This window comes from Bradyrhizobium monzae (genome assembly GCF_021458635.1).
In the GTDB taxonomy this organism is placed as follows: Bacteria; Pseudomonadota; Alphaproteobacteria; order Rhizobiales; family Xanthobacteraceae; genus Bradyrhizobium.
On sequence record NZ_JAIRDQ010000025.1, the window covers coordinates 1 to 19184 of the forward strand.

Sequence of the window (19184 nt, forward strand, 5' to 3'; positions counted from 1 at the left end):
GATCCCACCACGACACCATGCTCGCCGCTTGCCGCAGACAGCGGCATCGCCAGCACCGGATGCGCGCTCGCTTCCACGAACACGCCGTGGCCGTTGCTGATCAGCTCGGCCAGCGCCAGGTCCAGCCGCACCGTCTGGCGCAGGTTCCGGCACCAATAGGCGCCGTTCAGCGATGATCCCTCGCAGCGCGTTCCCGTCACCGTCGAGATCATCGCCACTTGACCCGCTTGTGGGGCGAGGTTCGACAGCAAGCCTTCCAGCTCCGGCAGGATCTGGTCCATCTCCGCGCTGTGCGAGGCATAGTCCACATTGACCTGCCGGCAGAACACGCCTTCCTTGCCGAGATCACCGACCCAGCGCTCGACCACTTCAGTGAGCCCCGAGACAACCGTCGAGCCCGGCGTGTTCACCACCGCGACCGACAGCCCCGACCACTCTGCTGCCTTCAGCCGCTCTTCCACGATTGCAGCCGGAAGCTCCGTCACCGCCATGGCGCCGTGACCGCTCAGGCGGCGCAGCAGCTGGCTGCGCAGCGCCACNGATCCGTGCGCCGTCTTCCAGCGACAGGATGCCGGCAACCACGGCGGCTGCGATCTCGCCCTGGCTGTGACCGACCACCGCCGACGGCTCCAGTCCGAGGCTGCGCCACACCGCCGCCAGGCCGACATTCATCGCAAACAGCGAAGGCTGGATCACGTCCACCCGCTCCAGCAGCGAGGCTTCAAGACCCTCATCGCCGCGAAGCACAGAGGTCAGCGACCAGTCCGTGTAGTTGGACAACGCCGTCTCGCAGGCCGCGATCGTTTGCGCAAATACGGCCGATTCCGCCAGCAGCGCCCGGCCCATCGATGGCCACTGACTGCCCTGTCCGGGGAACACGAACACCACACGACCGCGATCGCGTGCGTCCGCAACCGACACCGTCGCATGCGGGCGGCCTTCGGCCAGCGAGCGCAGTGCCTCCACAGCTTCCGATGCATCGCGCACCGATATCGCGGCCCGCGATCCGAACTGCGTCCGGTGCAACGCCGCCGTCGCAACCACAGAGGACCAATCCGCCTCCGGATGCTGCGACAGCCACTCTCCGTACCGGCCCGCCTGCGCCCGCAGTGCCGCTTCGTCACGGCCCGACACCAGCAGCGGGATCAACGGCGATGACGCGTCAGCCGCGGTCGTTGCGTCCTTCACTTCGCCGCTGCGAGTTGTGGAACGCGCCGGCGCCTCCTCGATCACCATATGCGCATTGGTGCCGCTGATGCCGAACGCGGACACGCCGGCACGGCGCACATGCGCAGGCTGGCGCGGCCAGGCCCGCGCCTGCTGCAGCAGCGACAGCCCGCTGCCCTCCCACTCGATCTGGTGGCTCGGATGCTCCGCATGCAGCGTCTTCGGCAAGACCTCGTGCCGCAGCGCCAGCACCATCTTCATCACGCCGAGCACGCCGGCGGCGGCCTGGGTGTGGCCGAGGTTCGACTTCGACGAGCCCAGCCACAGCGGACGATCCTCGCGCCGGGTCGGTCCGAACACCGCGGCCAAGGCGCCGGCTTCGATGGGATCGCCGAGGCTGGTCCCGGTGCCGTGCGCTTCGACCACGTCGATCTCGTCGGGGCTGACCCCGCTCGCCGACAGCGCCGCGCGGATCACGCGCTGCTGGCTCGGACCGTTCGGCGCCGTCAGGCCCTGGCTGCGGCCGTCCTGGTTCACCGCAGAGCCGCGGATCAACGCCAGAATCTCGTCGCCATCCCGCTCCGCATCCGACTGCCGCTTCAAGACCAGCACGCCGCAGCCTTCGCTCCAGCCGGCACCATCGGCGCCTTCGGAGAAGCTCTTGCTCCGGCCGTCCGGCGCGACGGCGCGCAAACGGCTAAACTCCACAAAGACTGACGGCGTACTCATCACCTGCACGCCGCCCGCCAGCGCCAGGTCGCACTCGCCCTGCCGCAGCGCCGCGCATGCCAGATGCAGCGCCGTCAGAGATGACGAGCAGGCCGTATCGATCGTCATCGCCGGGCCTTGCAAACCCAGCGCATAAGACACACGCCCGGAGAGCACAGAGCTGGCCTGCCCTGTCTCCGCGTAGCCATCCATCGACTCGAGCGAGATACCGCTTTGCCTGTAATCGCTCCGCATCGCGCCGAGATAGACGCCAGCCCTCGATTCATTCAGCGCGTCCGGCTGAAGACCGGCCTTCTCCAGCGCCTCCCACGACACTTCCAGGACCAGCCGCTGCTGCGGATCCATCGACACCGCTTCGCGTGGCGCAATCCCAAAGAAGCCCGCATCGAAATGTTCGACGTCGTGCAGGAATCCGCCTTCGCGTGCGTAGCTCTTACCCAGCGTCTCCGGATCCGGATCGTAGAGCGCATACCTATCCCAGCGCGCCGGAAACGGCCCGATCACATCCCGCTCTTCAGCGAGCAGCGTCCAGTAGGCCTCCGCATCTCCTACGCGCCCAGGGGTGCGGCACGACATTGCGACGATTGCGATCGGTTCGTCCTTGGCGCGCGACCGCCTGGGCGCAGTCCCATCGATCACATCCAGATCCGGAAAAATTTGACGCAAAAGCTGCGCCGCGATCGCCTCCGACGTCGGATAATCGAAAGCCAGCGTGGTCGGCAGCTTCATCCCCACCTGCACCGACAGGCGGTTGCGCAGCTCGACCGACATCAGCGAGTCCAGCCCAAGCCCCTTCAGCGGTGCATCCGCGGGCACAGACGAGGCATCGGGCAACGCCAGAATCGCCGCAATGCTCTCCTGCACCAAGCCCACGACACTTCCGAGGCGTTCAATTTCGGGCAGCCCGCTCAAGCGATGACGCAGGGCCGATACGACCGGACCTTGCGTCTCGGTGCGAGGACGCTCCGAGCTTACGCGCAAACGCAAGGGTGCCGGAGCCGGCGCTTGTTCAACGTGACGTTCGAGCACTGGCTCGTCCGCAGTTCGACGGAGCGCCACACACCCCACCGTTGCCACCGGCTGCCCTTCTTCATCCCACAACATCATCGAGGCCGACCTCTGCTCCGAGCTTTCAGACTCGCTCAGATCAAGACGTAGCCTCAACGCGCGGGCCTCGTGTGTGTGAAGCGTCACATCCGACCACAAGAAGGGAAGCAGCACGCCGCCTTCGGTTGCGGCAAAGCCCTCCGCCGTAAACACATGCAAGGCAGCATCAAAAAGCGCACGGTGAATGCGGTGCTCCCCGTCGCCGGACCTCATGCCGGCCGGCAGAGCCATTTCGGCATAGATGGTTTCCCCGCCGCGCCAAACTCCGGCCAGTCCTTCCAAGGCCGGCCCGCAATCAAGTCCCTGCGCAGTCAATCGCGCGTAGAGATTCGAAATGTCGAGTTGCGTCGTGCCCTCAGGCGGCCACGCCTCACGAAGCGGCACGGCTGCTTCTTTTCGGTTTCCCGCCAGCACGCCCGTCGCATGCAGGATCCAGGCGCCCGATCTCGCGCTCGATGATTCATCCAGACTATGGAGAGAAAAGGCGCGATGCGCCTGCGCATCGGCAGCCTGTACCTGAACCTTCACCCGCGATCCGTTCGCGGTCGGAATCACGAGCGGAGCGGCGAGCGTCAGCTCCAGCACCCGCGGACTGCCCACGGCGAGCCCCGCCGCCAGAGCCAGTTCCAATAATCCGGTCCCCGCCAAGGAGACGCGATCGAAGACCTCGCGATGCGCCGACCAGGGATGCTTCGACGGCGACAGCCGGTAACTGATCAACGCCGATCCGGTTAGCAGGTCATACGTTGAGCCGAGATGCTGCATGGCGACCAATCACGTCAAAAACAAGTAAGCTACAACTCATACTGGTATCCAGAAATTACCGGCCACCAAGCGTGGCCCTTCGACGCGCAGTGCCGGACTTTCAACTTCGTCCCGGCAATTCCTCCTTTCACATGCGTTGCGAGCTTCGACGAGACACTAAAATGCGGCTCGAGTACTCAACCGAACGGATGATGCGCCTGTCAGTGATCGGCCTTACAAAATTGAAGGCCGAGCACCGCAGCTAATTGGGTCACAAGGCACATATCGGCGCAACAATTTTACAAGCAGGCGGAGTTTGCCGGCATCGGAAGCAAACTAACACGGCGCCGAGAATGCGAATGTGACGAGGGCCACACAGATAGCACCAAGCTTGGGTTGGTCAGGTTGATGGAACCGCAAGTTGAACCCTCCGCACTTGAACGCGCGCCTCCAATGCTCGCGGCCAAAGCTACAGCAATATCCGCTTCAGCCCGAACTTTTTTCCACTTCCATGGCGGCCATCATCTCAAGGCCTTTTCGGCTAGCAAATTCCGTCAGGATAGATTTCGACTTTAATGGATTGCCAGTCTAATTATACTTGTTCCCAGCGTCTAGACTGGGCGAATGTCGTTCGATCGGGCACGACAGGCAAAGCAGAGAGGAGTCCAGGTGCGGGGATCCCTGTTTGCCACCAGCGATCTTCACGGCTCATTCTCGGAGAACACGCGCATCATCGAAGAAATGCGTCCGGAAACGAGTGACGACTGGTTGATCGTCGCCGGCGACGTGGACGATACGTTCAGCAAGATAGAGAAGACGCTTTCGCTATTGCGGAGCCGGTTTGCGAAAGTCATTTGGACGCCCGGCAACCACGATCTGTGGACGCTTCGTGACGACCCCGTCCAGCTAAGAGGCGTTGCCCGCTACCAGGCTCTGGTTCAAATGTGCCGGTACAACGACATTCTGACGCCAGAGGATGATTATGCTATCTGGCCGGACCCAAGCGGTCCTGTAACCATAGTGCCGCTGTTCCTGCTCTACGACCACTCCTGGCTTGCGCCCGGGACGAGAACAAAAAAAGAGTCGCTGGCATACGCGCACGAGACCGGGGTGGTCTGCGCCGACGAAGTGCTGCTGCATCCCACTCCTTATCCTGATCGAGAATCCTGGTGCAGTGCACGGCTGAAAGACACCGAACGCCGGTTGCTTGCGCTGGAGCCCGATGTGAAGACGATCCTCGTTGGGCACTGGCCGCTTATCCGCCAGCCGACCCAGGCACTGCGATTTCCGGAATTCGCGCAATGGTGCGGTACGAACCGCACCGCCGATTGGCATATCCGCTTTCGTGCCAGCGTCGTTGTCTATGGTCACCTGCACATCCCGCGGACAACCTACTATGATGGCGTCCGGTTTGAGGAAGTCTCGATCGGCTATCCGCGCGAGTGGAGCAAGCGCAGCAGGCCGCCAATGCCCAGGAAGGTGCTGCCGGCATGATCGAAAAGCTGTTGCCCCACGGCGTCGTGGCGGTCGAAACGTTCGAAGACGCGCCGGGAGAGCAGAGCTTTCCGGGAGAAGAATCTATCGTTGCGAACGCCGTCGAAAGCCGCCGTCGTGAGTTCATAACAGCACGACGCTGCGCCCGCGATGCACTCGCCAAGCTTGGACACGCACCGGTTCCAATCCGCGCAGGCCCGAAACGCGAGCCGTTGTGGCCGACGGGCGTTGTCGGCAGCATAACTCACACCACCGGGTTCCGGGCCGCCGCAGTCGCCTCACAAAGCGTGCTCGCGAGCATCGGGATCGATACCGAGCAGAACCACCGACTGCCCGACGGGGTCGAGGAAACGATCACTGTCGCGAGCGAGCCCGAGATGCTCGCCGCATTATCCCGCAGATTTCCAGCGGTTCACTGGGGCCGGCTGTTGTTCAGCGCGAAAGAGTCCGTCTACAAGGCCTGGTATCCCCTGACTGGCCGCGGGCTCGGATTCGAAGACGCTCGCGTGGCGATCGATCCAATGGGCACATTCGCTGCGAAGCTGCTGGTCGCCGGAACCCGAATCGACGGCGAGCTGCCACTTGTCGAGTTGCGCGGGCGCTTCATAGTTGCATACGGCCTCATCGCAACTGCAGTGACCGTGCCTTCCAATGCCAGGGCAGCTTGATCACACTCCGACGCCTGAATACTGAACCTTGGCGCCAGCATGATTGACCAAGTGACAGAGGGTCGCTGCGATCGGCGCCGTGATGATTATTTTCGCGTCACAGCTTTGGGCATAACCGATGACGCCATATTGGCCATCTTGTGCTGGCAAAATGCGCATTCGGCGAAGGTGCGTTCGACCAGCAATTAAACTATCGTGCAGATGCAAATGGCCTGAATTCCAAGTGTCACGCGCCCTGTGTGCGCGAAGGGGCGCCCGCGATTGGCGTGTTTCGATGGGCGCCTCAAATCGCCGCAAAGATAACGTGCATTTCGACCACAAAAAACTTTGCAGGGAACACGCAATGACGACGTCCCCACAGTGAGACGTATGTCACATCGACGGTCAGCGTCTTCGACTAAAAAGCACTCTCGATATCGCGAGCTTTGATTTTCATGTGAAAACTTTTCATGGTCGGGTGCAGCATGCGACTGGTTGTCATCGATAACTACGACTCCTTCACCTATAATCTCGTCCATCTCCTTGCCGAGATTTGCCAAGAGCCGCCGCTCGTCGTGAAGAATGACGAGATTTCCTGGGACGAGCTCAAGGGCGAACAATTCGATGGAATTGTGATTTCGCCAGGTCCTGGGCGACCAGATCACCCGGATGATTTCGGTCTGTGCAGGAATGCCATCGAGGAAGCCAAGGTCCCATTGCTTGGCGTATGCCTCGGTCATCAGGGCATAGCCGCGCTATCAGGCGGCCCGGTGGTTCGAGCGCCCGCGCCTATGCACGGACGAACCTCCCTCGTTCATCACAACGACACCGGACTCTTCAAAGGGATTCCTTCTCCCTTCAGGGCAGCGCGCTACCATTCGTTGATCGCACAACGGCCCCTTCCTTCGAGCCTGGAGGCGACGGCCTGGACCGAGGATGGCTTGATCATGGGACTTGCCAATCGCGAACGACCGCAATGGGGCGTTCAATTTCATCCCGAATCCATCATCACTGAACACGGCCGGACGCTGCTGGAAAATTTCTGTCGGATGATCGTTCCGTCAGAAAGCCGCTCAAACGGTCGCGGCAAATCATTGAATGGCTGCGCTCAGCGGAAGGCATTGGAGGCATCCCGGAAGCGAACGTTCTGGAAGGAGCTCCCTCGTGAAATCAACATGGAGGACACGTTCACGTCGCTGTTCTCCGAATCGCCACATGCCTATTGGCTTGACAGCAGTCTCGTCGAACAAGGGCGGGCTCGCTGGTCCTATGCAGGCGATGCCTCCGGCCCAAACGCGGCCTGCCTGCAATATCGATGCGCAGATCAACGTCTCGAAATATGCGACCGTAGCGGCATCCACACCAAGCACACCGGAATCTTCGAATATCTCGCACGGATAGAACCCAGCCGCCCGGAGCCCGCCCCTCCCTGCCCGTTCGTCGGCGGATACGTCGGATGGTTCGGTTACGAGCTTCGGAACGACTGCGGCTCACCGACAGACCGACGTGCGGCGACGCCAGACGCGATGTTCATCTATTCGGACCGATTCATCGCGGTCGATCACGTCGAGAAGAAAACCTATGTTTTGGCTATCGATGAACCGTCCAACGCGGATCGGGCGAAAAAGTGGATCGATCACACCATCGCGATGATCGAACGGATGGCCCCCTCGGCGATACCCGAGGTTCAGAACATACCAAACGAGCCCATCAAGTTTTTCCTGGATCGCGACAAAGAGACCTATCTATCCGACATCCGGCGATGCCTGGATCTCATAGGGCAAGGCGAAACATATCAGGTCTGCTTGACGAACGAGTTGCATTGTGACGCCGATGTCGACCCGTTGACGCTCTATCGAACCATGAGGAAGGTCAATCCCGCCCCTCATGCTGCATTCATCAAGTGGCCCGAAGGCGCCGTCCTCAGCGCCTCGCCTGAACGTTTCCTCTCGATCGACACAAACGGGAAAGTCGAGACGAAGCCGATCAAGGGCACAATCAAGCGCGACCAGGATCCACTCAGGGATGATCAACTCGCGGAGCAATTGAGAACGAGCGAGAAGGATCGCGCCGAAAACGTCATGATTGTCGATCTGTTGCGAAACGACCTCTCACGAAGCTGCACTCCCGGCAGCGTTCGCGTGCCGAAGCTATTCGATGTGGAGTCATATCGCACGGTTCATCAATTGGTCAGTACCGTGACCGGCACGTTGCAGCCCTCTGCTGGTTCAGTCCAATTGATCCGAAATGCGTTCCCCGGCGGCTCGATGACCGGCGCGCCCAAGACCCGCACCTTGCGATTTATCGACGAACTGGAACGGAGGGCGAGAGGCGTATACTCAGGTTCTTTGGGCTGGCTGGGTACCGATGGGGCGGTCGATTTGAGCATCGTGATAAGAACCATCGTCGCGAGCAAAGGACGACTGTCGATGGGCGTCGGAGGCGGCGTCGTAGCCGCCTCTACAGCAGAGGGGGAATTCGACGAGATGCTCCTGAAGGCTGCGGCCTCGATCAAATCCGTCGTCATGGCGCTCACCGGTGGGTTTAGTCCGGATCGATACGAGCTTATAGGTGCGGACGAAACTGGCGGTTCGCCAACGAATCCCAATTGAAGGCTTGCGAGATGTTCGTATGAGCGCCGTCTGGCTGAATGGAGATTTTGTCGATCAGGGTGAAGCTCGCGTGCCCGTCGCAGATCGGGGCTTCACTCTGGCAGACGGGATTTTCGAAACAATCAAAGCCGTGGGATCCACTCCATTTTGGCTGTCTGACCATTTCGAGAGGCTGAAGGCCGGAGCGGTCGAAATTGGTCTGACGATCCCCTTCAGCGAGAATCGCATCTCAGACGCGATCGATCGGCTGCTGACGGGTGCCGCCGTGGATACGCCGAGTGCAATCCGATTGACGGTCACGAGGGGATCTGCCGCCAGAGGGCTCTGGCCGAAGGACGCTGCTTCACAACCGACTTGCGTTTTGACCGTAGCTCCCAGCCCCGCCACGCATCCGCAGGATTTTGTGGTGTGTCGATCCACGCGCCGAAACGAGCACTCTCCTCTCTCGAGGATCAAGTCATTAGGCTATGGAGACAATATCCTGGCACGGCGAGAGGCCATCGACCGCGGCGTTGACGACGCCGTCATGCTCAATACGGAAGGGCATGTGGCGTGTGCAACCGTCGGCAATTTATTCGTCAGGATCGAAGGCGCCTGGATCACACCGCCGAAGGCGGACGGAATATTGCCCGGATTGGCGCGCAAGCGCTTCGTTGCAGAGCTCGGAGCTGCCGAGGCGTCCATATCCAGCGACATGCTTCGGAAATCGGATGCGGGTTTCGTTTGCAACAGCCTGGGGTTTTCACGGATCAAGAGCATCGACGGACGTGATATGCCCGGAGACTTGGCCGAAATCCCGGTCCAGTCTGTCTATTCCCCGTAGCGACCAAACCTTTCAGCTGTGGTGGCTCGCTGCGGCGAGAGCTGGCAAGGCGCGAAATAGTGCCGCCCCTTGCACGCTTGTGCTGAGCACCGGCTACCGCGCAGTGCCGTTCACTTGGCTGGGACAGGCCGCAGAAGGCCCAGCCCCCGAGACAACGCAGGACGCCGCAATGCCGGCTGCCTCTTCGGAAGCTTTCCGAAATACGAAAGAGTTCGCGTCATCGCCGATCTGACGGCCGGCTCGACCTTCGTGGAAATGAACCAGCAGACCAGGACAAGCATGCCCAGCTGAAGCCACAGCGCAGAGGTGGCATCCAGGCCTGCATCGACCAGGAAGCGAATGATCGCTGTGCCGACGACGTTGTGAGTGAGATAGAACGGGTAGGTGATGAGTCCAAGCGTTCTCCAATAGGCTGGCGCCTCGGAAGAAGCGATGCCTGCAGAGCGCCTATTCCGGTTCGCGACAAAGGCGATGAGAGACACCGCGGCCGCCCAGACCATGATCGGCACAAGGGCTGATTGATCCGAGATGGCGGAGATGCTCGTCAAAAAGAACGAGGCGAAGAAGTAGATTTCCGCGGCGCCCGAAACACAGGTGATGGCAACGGCGACCAGTTCGAGTCTCGTCAGTTCCCTGTTCGCGGAAATGAACAGCCAGATTCCCAGCGCAAAGAAGCAACCATGTGTCAGCAGGAATGCCGCGCACGGCACGCGAAACATCAGGATGATCAGATAAGGCAAGTCGTCCGGCGTCGTGCACGACAGCACCAGTAACGCGATCGCGTTGAATATCGCGCTGTAGATTGTGAGACCCCAAGCGAGATGCCGCAGCGTGATCTTTCTCGTGAGCATCGCGCAAAATACGAGTCCGTAGAACGCGGTCTCGGCTGCCAGCGTCCAGTAGACGCCATCAAGCCACTGACCTGTCACGCCCTTGGGGACCATCAGCATGGCGTGGATATAGGGCAGAATGAATTCCGATGCCGGTCCGCTCCCGAGGGTAAGCAGAACGAGAAGGGTCGCGGTGGCGCAGACCCAGACGGCCGGATAAAGCCTGAGCGCGCGCCCCAGAAGAAACTCGCTCGGCGAACACTTGCACGCGGAATTCGCGATGACGAAGCCGGAAATCACGAAAAAGATCTCAACGCCGACCCAGCCGAACCATGTGAAGGGCGCGGCGGACGGGTACAAAACATCGGCGGCGACGTAGCGCTCGAAACCCGGGACGCCAATCGAAACCCAGGCCCACGACCAGAACATCTGGTGAAAAATGGCGACTCCGACAGCGGTCGCGAAACGCAGCGGGTCCAGCAAGGGAAAATGATTCTTCACGGGAATATTCCAAATTCATGAAACGATCCCGTGGGTGATATTGAATGCCCTCACAAACCTCCTTGAGGTACGTCACACTTCTCCAGCCGGCGCCGAAATACACGTATTTTACAATGGATTAGCGCAGGCCCACGCTTCGGATCGTCGTCCCGCGGCGCCACTTTGACATGACCTGGATCTATGGCTGAACGTGAGAGCCAGCCATCCTGCCTGACCGCACGATTTCGAAACCGGCCGTCCGGGCAGCTCACGCCGCCTTCGCACTTGCCTCGTGTGCGTGCCTGTCGATGGCGTCTATGATCTCTGGCCAGATCGGCATGGGAAGCGCGTGGCCCATGCCTGGAACGATCATCAGCCTGGCGCCTGGAATCGAAGCCGCAGTATCCTCACCTGCCTTCGGATCAACCAGCGGATCGGCAGTACCGTGGATGACCAGCGTCGGCGCCTTGACCTTGCCTAGCCGTTCCTTGCGACTCCCCGATGCAAGGACAGCCCGTATCTGCCTTTCGACGCCGGCCGGATTGACCCCGCGATCAAAGACACGTTCGGCGCGGGAGCGGTCGAGGGCTTCATCCTCGGGAAAGCGGCCTGCCCGGAGCACCTTCCAGTTTCGCTTGAAGCGCGCGATGAATTTGTCGCGGCTCTTCGGTTGCGGCTCCGTCAGCAAGGAGACGGCCTCGTTGCTTGGCTGCGGCAAATCGGGATCGCCCGTGGTCGACATGATTGAGATCAACGAACGCACGCGTTCGGGGAACGTAATCGCGATTTCCTGGGCGATCATTCCGCCCATGGAAGCCCCGACCATGTGCGCCGAGCGAATGCCGAGCACGTCCATGAGCGCGATTGTATCCTGGGCCATGTCGCGCAGCGTATATGGCGCTGCAGGCGGTATGTTCAGAAAGCGCGCCTTCAGCATTTCCCAAACCGTCAGGCTCTTGCCGCCGCTGAACTTGGAAGATTTGCCGGTGTCGCGATTGTCGAAACGAATCACGCGAAATCCGCGTGCGGCAATCTGCTCGCAGAAGGCGTCGTCCCACTGCACCATCTGGCCGCCAAGCCCCATGATCAGCACCAACGGCTCGGCGCTGACTTCGCCGAAAACTTCGTAACAAATGTCAATGCCGTTCGCTTTGGCGATCCGAGGTGGCTTGTGGGCGACCGACACGGCGAAGCTTTCTTTGGCTGCTCCCAACTCTCTTTAATGCTTCTCGCCGCCGCATTGTTCCAATCGGACTTGGACAGACCAATTTTTCCTTCGAGCGACTACGGGCGCGGCTCTAGCGAGAACAGGTCGACGCGCTCTGTTCAACGGTTCTAGAGACGAACTGGTTCTTGAGCCGCTCGATTTCATTCCTTGCTTCGGCAAGTTGAGCCTCACGCATTGCGAGCAGCCGCCGCAGCGTGCGAACTTCTTCGTCCGTCGAATGAGAATCCATGTGCGTCTCTCCAAGTCGATAAAATCGTCCGACGACTATTCGGCGGTGGCCTCGGGGCAATCTGTTGTCACCAGAAGCGGCCCTCTTCATGCAAGTCGCGGTTGACCAATGTGCGTCCGAGGAGTCCTAATCGTAAGCTCATATCTCCTCGCTCAGTATCGCAATGCTTAGTCCCTGGATCGAATTTCGCCCGAAACGCCACGATGCGCAGGCGCGTGTGTTATGTATTCCCTATGCCGGTGGGAGCGCGCAAGTTTACCACATGCTGGCGCGGAGCATGCCCGAAAATATCGAGGTTGGCGCAGTCCAGTTGCCGGGTCGCTGGGATCGCAGACGGGAACCCCTGTTGACCAGCGTCAGTGAAGCATCTCGGCATCTGGCTGACGAAATAACGCGCCTGCCGCCGATGCCTTATGCCCTGTTCGGCTATAGCCTTGGCGGGCTTATTGCTTTCGAAACGGCGCGTATCCTGGCGCGGGATACCAAGCTGCAGCAACCGCGGGCCCTGATAGTGGCCGCAGCTGAAGCACCCGCAGAGAAGTCGGGCCGCCCAGAGCTGCACACGCTGCCTGATGCCCAATTTATCAAGAAGCAAATTGATCGGTATCCCGGCGGAATCTCTCCGGCTGTCCTGGCTGAAGCAGACCTGATGGAGATGTTGCTGCCTATACTCAAGGCAGACATGAAGATGTTCGAGACATATCAGTACTTGCCCGCACCTGCACTTGCTTGTCCTGTTTACGCAATGGCCGGGGACCGCGACCCTGTGTGCACGCCATCTGCAATCGCCGGCTGGGAAAAAGAAACGAGCGGGCCGTTTACGACCGAAACTGTCGAAGGAGGTCATTTCTTCATCAATAACTCCGTCGACCGCGTACGTGCGACGATCCTGAGAGCCTTGGAATAAGGAACCTGCGTCGGACGACGCTTCAGTCGCGTCGCGTTCGCATCGCCGGTTCGACTTGAGAAGCATTGCCCATGTCGCTCGGAGAGGATCGACAAACTTGCTTCTATTCCGAGCCCGTATGGTCGTCTTGGTTCGCCTCTGCGCGCAATTTGAAACGCCGAGTCTTACCCGTCGCAGTCTTCGGCAGTTCGGTGCGGAACTCGATCCAGCGCGGGTATTTGAAAGTCGCGAGCCGCTTGCGGCAATGCTCTCGAAGTGCAAGTGCCGTGGCTTCGTTCGGCTTGCCGGACGATTTGAGAACAACGAATGCCTTGGGCCTGATCAGGCCATCCTCGTCGGGCCAACCCACGACGGCCGCTTCGAGCACGTCAGGATGACCCAGCAGCGCGCCTTCGACCTCGATTGGCGACACATAAATCCCGCCGACCTTCATCATGTCGTCCCGACGCCCGCAATGCGAATAGTAACCGTCCTTGTCCTGGACGTATTTGTCTCCCGAACGAAGCCACTCGCCTAAAAAAGTCGAGCGAGATCGCTCACGATCGTTCCAATACATGATCGCTGCTGTCGGTCCCCGCACCTGCAGCTCACCGATCTCGCCCTGCGCGACAACGGCGCCAGCGTCGTCCACGAGACGGACCTCAAAACCCGGCACAGGCTTGCCGCTGGTGCCATAGCGCGCCTCTCCCATGCGATTGCACAGGAACGTGCTGAGCATTTCGGTAGACCCGAGGCCGTCAAGTATGTCGACGGCAAAGCGTTCGCTCCAGGTCTGCCCGATATTGACCGGAAGCGCCTCGCCGGCAGAAAGGCAGCATCGAAGTCTCAGTGCTTCGCGTTGCACCGGATCTGCCGCAAGAAACGCCGTATAGAATGTCGGCACCGCAAAGAACACGGTAACGCCATGCGTTCGCATCAGGGCCGCGACTGAATTGGGAGTCGGACGCTCTGACGCCAGCACCGTCGTCGCACCGACCGAAAGAGGATGAACCATCGAATTGCCGAGACCATAGGCGAAGAACAGTTTCGACACCGAATAAACGACGTCATCCGCGGTAAGGCAGAGGACGTCAGCGCCGTAGCAGGAGGCGGTGTATCCCAGAGTGGCATGCACGTGCACCGCAGCCTTCGGCGTTCCGGTCGAGCCCGAAGTATAAAGCCAGAAGCACACCTCGTCGTTGATGGTCGGCGCGGTATAATCGGTTGCACCGGCTGCCTGCAGGGCATCCTCGAAGAGTGTGTGCCCGAAACTCTGACTACCCGACACGAGAATGTGCTCGAGGTCCGGAGTCGTCTCGATCAGATCCGCAAACAGCGGATATAGCTCCTCTGACACGATCAGCAGGCGGGCACGGCTATCCTCCAGTATCGTACGGTATTCGACTTCGCCCAGCAGTGTATTGACCGGAATCGCGACGACACCCGCCTTGACGGCGCCAAGAAACGACGTCGGCCAGTCGATCGTGTCGGGGAGGCAAATCAAAATGCGTTGCTCGCGCTGAATGCCAAGACCGCGCAACAGATTGCCAAACCGGGCAACCCGCTCAGCGAGCTGGCCATAGCTCCAGGTCCCACGCGGGTCGATATAGGCGGTCTTGTCGCCGCGCCCCGCGCTCAGATTTCGAGCAAGGACATCTTCAGCAAAATTGTAAAGACGCGGGATGGCCACGTCCGCTTTGCTGTCGATATCCAGATCGGGAGTGTTCAGAATTTGAGTATTCATGCTCTTCACCATGGACCTCACTCGAACACAGCGCGACCGGAAAGTTCCGTGAGTCAGGTCACGTTTTGACTTTCCGGATGTCGCGGATTTGCCGCTGCATGAGCAGCAGGGAAACGATTGCAGCTGCCATGAAGCCGAAAACGATCCAGCGACGGCTCACGCCCACGATGTCGTTCAAGAGCGACATGTCACCCTTTGCAGCCAGATAAGCCGCCACACAAAAGGCAACCGCCCAGATTCCGTAGAGCACGGCCCTCGTCTGCATGCTCTTCAAGGCTGGATTGAAGAACTGGAACGACGCCGTCAGGCTGGCTGCATCGGTCAACAAGCGACCCGAGCGATGCTTGGTCGCGAGCACGACTTCCGGCCAGCGATGGATCCCTTCCCGGACATCTGAAACAAAGCCTCGCGTAAAGAATTCGGGCAAATCGGACAGCCAATCATATTCGGGCGCCAGTTCAGAAACGACCGCATCGACGGTCATGATGGTCTTGTAATAGATGCTCAGCTCGGGCGGCATGAGGATCTTGTGGCGGCGCGCAATCGTCATGGTGCCCGTCAGCAATTCGGTGGTGAGCCGTCGTATATCCGCCCCTCCAATATCCAGGGAAAGTCGATACATTTGATACGCGATGTAAAACTCTTCCCGCGCTTGACGCAGGTCGGTATCTTCCGATGGAACAAGCAGCTTGAAATTTTCAACGACAGCCTGCTCGATGTTACTTCGGTACAAATGGATGAATATCTTGGAGAGTGAGGATCGAAACTCCTTGGTGAGCCGGCCGGTCGCGCCGAAATCTACAAATCCGATTCTGTTTCCGCGGAGCACGAAGACGTTCGCAGGATGCGGGTCTGCGTGAAAGATGCCGTCGCGGAAGATTTGGTTGTAGATCGACCAAAAGTAATTTCGCGCGATCGTCTTGAGATCTTCGGGTTGCAAGTTCAGACGACGCAAAGCTTCGGGGTCCTTCGTACGCACTGCGTTGCCAACCTCCAGCAACGAGACGCCCATCAGCAGCTTTGTGGCCAGAACGCGCCTCGTGCAGAACTCGAAACGAATTTCCGCACAGCGCTGAATTGGGTCCTGCTCGGATCGCACATGTATCCGAAAGGCATTTTTTGCCTCAGTGGTGAAATCCAATTCCTCGCGGCTCCACCTCTCGAACTCTTCCGAGAAAGAGCGAAGCGCGGATCCTCCTAACGCATCCATCAGCCCGACGAGGTAGGATATCATCCGGAAGATGCGGAAGTCGGCTTCAAATTGTTCCTGGACCCGAGGCCTCTGCACCTTGATTGCGAGCTTTTCACCATCGAGCGTGGTCGCGATGTGAACTTGGGCGATCGAAGCTGTTGCGTGCGGCACAGGATCGAAGGTTGCAAATATCTGCTCGGGAAACGAACCAAGCTCACCCAAGATCACTTGGCGGATCGCTTCGTACGGAACTGTCGGGGTCTGGTTGAGGAGCTTCAACAGCTCGGCGCAATATTCACTTGGCAGCAAATCGAACCGCAACGCGAGTGCCTGTCCGATCTTCATCCAAGCGCCACCCAAATCCTCCAAAAAAAGACGGAGGCGTACTTCCGGTGGAACCGCTACTTTTCCAGGCCAAATTTTGGGACGGATATAAAAGCGCACAGCAGCCGAGACAATTTGGCCAAGACGGCGTGCGCCCAAAAACACGTGGCCAATTCTGTCGATCAATTGCCAATCACTCATCACGGTCGGACCGCGACCGATAATATATACCAAAGCCCATATTTAACATGACGATACCGGATTTGTACAGGCTTGAGCCTCGCTTCGATCGGTCATCCAGGCGATGAAGTCAGTGACGATGAGCACACCGTGCATCACGGTCGTTCAAGCATGTCTTACACGGACAGATCACTATCGGCTTGCACGCACATGCAGCGGAACCTAGGATTGTGGCGGCGATAGTCCGCTTCAATTGCGCAATAGCTGCTTATGCGGATAACACGCGGTGGAGCAGATGCCTGATATAGTCAGAACGATAGCACGCCTATTCCAACTGATGCTTTTGCTGGCACGGCATCAACTCCCAGCGACATTGCCCTTTCGGTCGAGCCCGCAGAGATCGGCGCGCGCTCTGCGCGCAGTGTTTGAAAAACTGGATTTCACCTTCATCAAGCTCGGTCAAGCTCTGGCGCTTCGCTTTGACCTGCTGCCAGCGGACTACTGCCAGGAATTACTGCAGATCACCAACGAGGTCACGGCGGAAGAATATTCCGCCATTCATAAAACCATCATCGATGACCTCGGCCGGTCCCCCGACGAGATTTTTGCGACGTTTGAACGCACCCCCTTTGCAGTCACGTCAAGCGGACAAATTCACCAGGCGACGTCTCGCGACGGCAAGCGGCTCGCAGTGAAGATACAAGATCCGGCCACACGAAAAAAATACACTACAGATATCCGCTTGATGCACTGGCTTGCCGCGCCACTGGATTGGGCGGGTGTTTTTGGAGCCAATTCAGTTGCCGCCTATGTCGATGAGTTCGAGCACGCTCTCTTTTCGGAGCTGGACCTCTCGGAAGCAGCGCGCAATGCGACCGTCATGTCGGAGCTCTCCAAGGGCGATGCCGCCGAATTCTGTTTCGCGGTCAGAAAAGAATATACCGCCAAACGTATTTTGACCTGGGAATTCGTCGACGGGATACCCGTGCGACGGATACTGAACGCGATCCAACACGACGACCGGCAATATCTCGAGACGCTCAAGGACCAGGGCTATGACCTGCGTCTCATCGCCCGACGCATCTACTGGAGCACGCTCAACCAGATTTATCGGGACGGGCTTTTCCATTCCGACCTAAGCCCTGCCGGTATCCTGGTTCTGCCCGACAATCGAATAGCTTATGTCGACTTTGCCGTCGTTGGACGGTTCACCGAAGAGCATCAGGATTCATTTCGATTTTTTATGCAGTACACACTTCGCGAACAATTCGACGACGCAATAGACGAGCTATTGCGATGGATCGAAGCCGCGCCTAGCCAAGACCTCACCGGGTTTCGCCGCGATATGTCCATCGTGCTCGAGGACTATCTCGACGGCTTCCGCAGTCCCGGCGGGAGCGTGACCTGGCTGGCGGCCAGACATGTCGTGGTTCGGATGATGTCAGTCATACGTCAACACGGCTTATCTATTCCCGCCACGGTCTCGCTGTACTTGCGGGCGCTGTTGACTCGGGACGCAATCGTCTTCGAACTCTCGCCCAAATACGATCCGGTGCAGGACGAAGCACAATTTATGGTACGCGCCGCCCGGATCGACGTTGGCGAGATATTCAAACAACGGGAACTGATTGGAAGCGTGACCGAGACGTTCGGAGAAACCAGGGAGATCATAGCGAATGTGGGCAAGCTGCTGACATCCGGCCGCTCGATCGAAGTCTCGCTTCGCATGTTGCAGACCCGCCTCTTGCAGTACGGCATTTGGACAGCCTTGATCGGCACGATCGCGTCTCTCGGGTTCCGAGAGGATGCTTTCGCAAGCCTGAATACTGCGCTCGGAGTCGGGCCATATTTCATTCCCGGAACGCTGCTTTTCTGCGCCTTCATTTTTATGATGTTGGCGCTCCGCCAAGGGCGCAAGCTTGCTGCCATCGAGCAATCTAACGTGATCGGGCAAGAGGTGAGTCAACGCAGTCTCGGGCGTGTGCGGTAGGTCACTCAGGGAGAGGCAAAGGCCACGAAATCGTCCAAGCGATGCACGAATCCCACGTTCAATCCGCGCCCGCGCGACTGGGGCGGATGGACAAGTTTTTAGGACATGCTATCTTTTACCTATCCTTATTGGAGATTGTTCATGAGCAAGGCTTCGACGGAGTCCCGGCGTTCCGAGAACGAGACCGTTAGCGAACATGAGCCGTGGGCGGTACCTGAGAGTGATGTTGCAGCTTGGGCGGAGCGCGAGAAGAAGCGCCGCCAGGCGTGGCTCGAAGGCCCGAATGAAGATGAAAAGCAGGCATGGGCTGATGCCGAACGGCAACGCCGCAAGCGCCAGTACCGTGAAGATTTGTTGGACATCGATCTTTTTGACATTGATCTGGACGAGGGTCGGCGAATGGCTGACCGGATGGCCGACCGGATGTTGGCTGGCTTTAAAGACCGGATGGTTGAGACGCCGCTTCGCAAGCTGGGCGATTTGCTTCGCGAGGGCCGGGATGCCGAGCATCGTTCGAAGGAACCGTTGCGCAGACGTCGCCGGGTGCATCCCGACGATCTCGATTGAGATAATGACCGACCGTTGTGTGCGGCGTTTGCACACAACGGTCGGTGTTTGACCTGTGAAGGGTTTGATGAGCAGCTCGTTCAGGGATCTGGACGGGCGCTTTTTTATGTGACCGGCAAGCCGGGACTCACTCGCCTTCCCTGATTGCGCGGGACATTCACATCTCTCGAAATTGAATTGAATGTTCTTTCTGCGCAAAGGATTCGGGTTC

At 59.2% G+C, this 19184-nt stretch carries 14 protein-coding genes; 7 read left to right on the top strand and 7 right to left on the bottom strand.

The features are described 5' to 3' along the window. Nucleotides 1-485 (bottom strand): acyltransferase domain-containing protein (locus tag K3F49_RS39365; protein WP_346657407.1); only part of this gene is annotated, 485 nt, incomplete at its 3' end. Next, nucleotides 370-3768: a beta-ketoacyl synthase N-terminal-like domain-containing protein gene (locus tag K3F49_RS38830; protein WP_346657406.1), complete on the bottom strand. Its 3399-nt coding sequence runs from the start codon at nucleotides 3766-3768 to the stop codon at nucleotides 370-372. The genes K3F49_RS39365 and K3F49_RS38830, both read right to left, overlap by 116 nt. A 648-nt stretch (nucleotides 3769-4416) precedes the next feature. Between K3F49_RS38830 and K3F49_RS38835 the strand changes: the two genes are divergently transcribed. From K3F49_RS38835 to K3F49_RS38850, 4 genes are all read left to right on the top strand, one after another. Next, complete coding sequence (locus K3F49_RS38835) at nucleotides 4417-5241, top strand: metallophosphoesterase family protein (protein WP_234686120.1); 825 nt, start codon at nucleotides 4417-4419, stop codon at nucleotides 5239-5241. Next, nucleotides 5238-5909, top strand: coding sequence for a 4'-phosphopantetheinyl transferase family protein (locus K3F49_RS38840; RefSeq protein WP_234686121.1), 672 nt, complete (start codon nucleotides 5238-5240; stop codon nucleotides 5907-5909). The genes K3F49_RS38835 and K3F49_RS38840 overlap by 4 nt, the downstream gene beginning before the upstream one ends. A 464-nt stretch (nucleotides 5910-6373) precedes the next feature. Then, nucleotides 6374-8500 (top strand): aminodeoxychorismate synthase component I, encoded by a 2127-nt coding sequence (gene pabB / locus K3F49_RS38845; RefSeq protein ID WP_234686122.1) that lies wholly within the window; start codon nucleotides 6374-6376, stop codon nucleotides 8498-8500. Between the two features lie 19 nt (nucleotides 8501-8519). Next, nucleotides 8520-9323 (top strand): aminotransferase class IV, encoded by an 804-nt coding sequence (locus tag K3F49_RS38850; RefSeq protein WP_234686123.1) that lies wholly within the window; start codon nucleotides 8520-8522, stop codon nucleotides 9321-9323. A 110-nt stretch (nucleotides 9324-9433) separates the two neighbouring features. On the opposite strand, the gene K3F49_RS38855 is transcribed toward K3F49_RS38850, so the two are convergent. The 3 genes from K3F49_RS38855 to K3F49_RS38865 form a co-directional block, all read right to left on the bottom strand. Next, a complete protein-coding gene (locus K3F49_RS38855; protein ID WP_234686124.1) occupies nucleotides 9434-10654 on the bottom strand; it encodes an acyltransferase family protein in 1221 nt (406 codons plus the stop codon). Nucleotides 10655-10901: 247 nt separating this feature from the next. Beyond that, nucleotides 10902-11846: an alpha/beta fold hydrolase gene (locus K3F49_RS38860; protein WP_234686125.1), complete on the bottom strand. Its 945-nt coding sequence runs from the start codon at nucleotides 11844-11846 to the stop codon at nucleotides 10902-10904. 85 nt (nucleotides 11847-11931) lie between these two features. Further along, the gene (locus tag K3F49_RS38865; RefSeq protein ID WP_234686126.1) at nucleotides 11932-12090 is read right to left on the bottom strand and encodes a hypothetical protein; all 159 of its coding nucleotides are present in this window, start codon (nucleotides 12088-12090) and stop codon (nucleotides 11932-11934) included. Nucleotides 12091-12253: 163 nt separating this feature from the next. On the opposite strand from K3F49_RS38865, the gene K3F49_RS38870 reads away from it, so the two are divergent. Then, complete coding sequence (locus K3F49_RS38870) at nucleotides 12254-12997, top strand: thioesterase II family protein (RefSeq protein WP_276575473.1); 744 nt, start codon at nucleotides 12254-12256, stop codon at nucleotides 12995-12997. A 103-nt stretch (nucleotides 12998-13100) separates the two neighbouring features. Here K3F49_RS38870 and K3F49_RS38875 read toward each other — a convergent pair whose 3' ends face one another. Together K3F49_RS38875 and K3F49_RS38880 are read right to left on the bottom strand one after the other, a co-directional pair. Continuing rightward, nucleotides 13101-14732, bottom strand: coding sequence for a benzoate-CoA ligase family protein (locus K3F49_RS38875; RefSeq protein WP_234686127.1), 1632 nt, complete (start codon nucleotides 14730-14732; stop codon nucleotides 13101-13103). A gap of 46 nt (nucleotides 14733-14778) precedes the next feature. Next, on the bottom strand, nucleotides 14779-16422 hold the full coding sequence (locus tag K3F49_RS38880) for an ABC1 kinase family protein (protein ID WP_234686128.1): 1644 nt from the start codon (nucleotides 16420-16422) through the stop codon (nucleotides 14779-14781). Between the two features lie 415 nt (nucleotides 16423-16837). Between K3F49_RS38880 and K3F49_RS38885 the strand changes: the two genes are divergently transcribed. Continuing rightward, nucleotides 16838-18406, top strand: a complete 1569-nt coding sequence (locus tag K3F49_RS38885) for an ABC1 kinase family protein (protein WP_234686129.1) — start codon at nucleotides 16838-16840, stop codon at nucleotides 18404-18406. Between the two features lie 141 nt (nucleotides 18407-18547). Beyond that, complete coding sequence (locus K3F49_RS38890; RefSeq protein ID WP_234686130.1) at nucleotides 18548-18973, top strand: hypothetical protein; 426 nt, start codon at nucleotides 18548-18550, stop codon at nucleotides 18971-18973. The last annotated feature ends 211 nt before the right edge of the window (nucleotides 18974-19184 follow it).

Coding starts and splice junctions, on each gene's coding strand:
- K3F49_RS38840 (WP_234686121.1), top strand. CDS start 5,238: ATGATCGAAAAGCTGTTGCCCCACGGCGTCGTGGCGGTCGAAACGTTC.
- pabB (WP_234686122.1), top strand. CDS start 6,374: ATGCGACTGGTTGTCATCGATAACTACGACTCCTTCACCTATAATCTC.
- K3F49_RS38850 (WP_234686123.1), top strand. CDS start 8,520: ATGAGCGCCGTCTGGCTGAATGGAGATTTTGTCGATCAGGGTGAAGCT.
- K3F49_RS38865 (WP_234686126.1), bottom strand. CDS start 12,090: ATGGATTCTCATTCGACGGACGAAGAAGTTCGCACGCTGCGGCGGCTG.
- K3F49_RS38870 (WP_276575473.1), top strand. CDS start 12,254: ATGCTTAGTCCCTGGATCGAATTTCGCCCGAAACGCCACGATGCGCAG.
- K3F49_RS38875 (WP_234686127.1), bottom strand. CDS start 14,732: ATGGTGAAGAGCATGAATACTCAAATTCTGAACACTCCCGATCTGGAT.
- K3F49_RS38890 (WP_234686130.1), top strand. CDS start 18,548: ATGAGCAAGGCTTCGACGGAGTCCCGGCGTTCCGAGAACGAGACCGTT.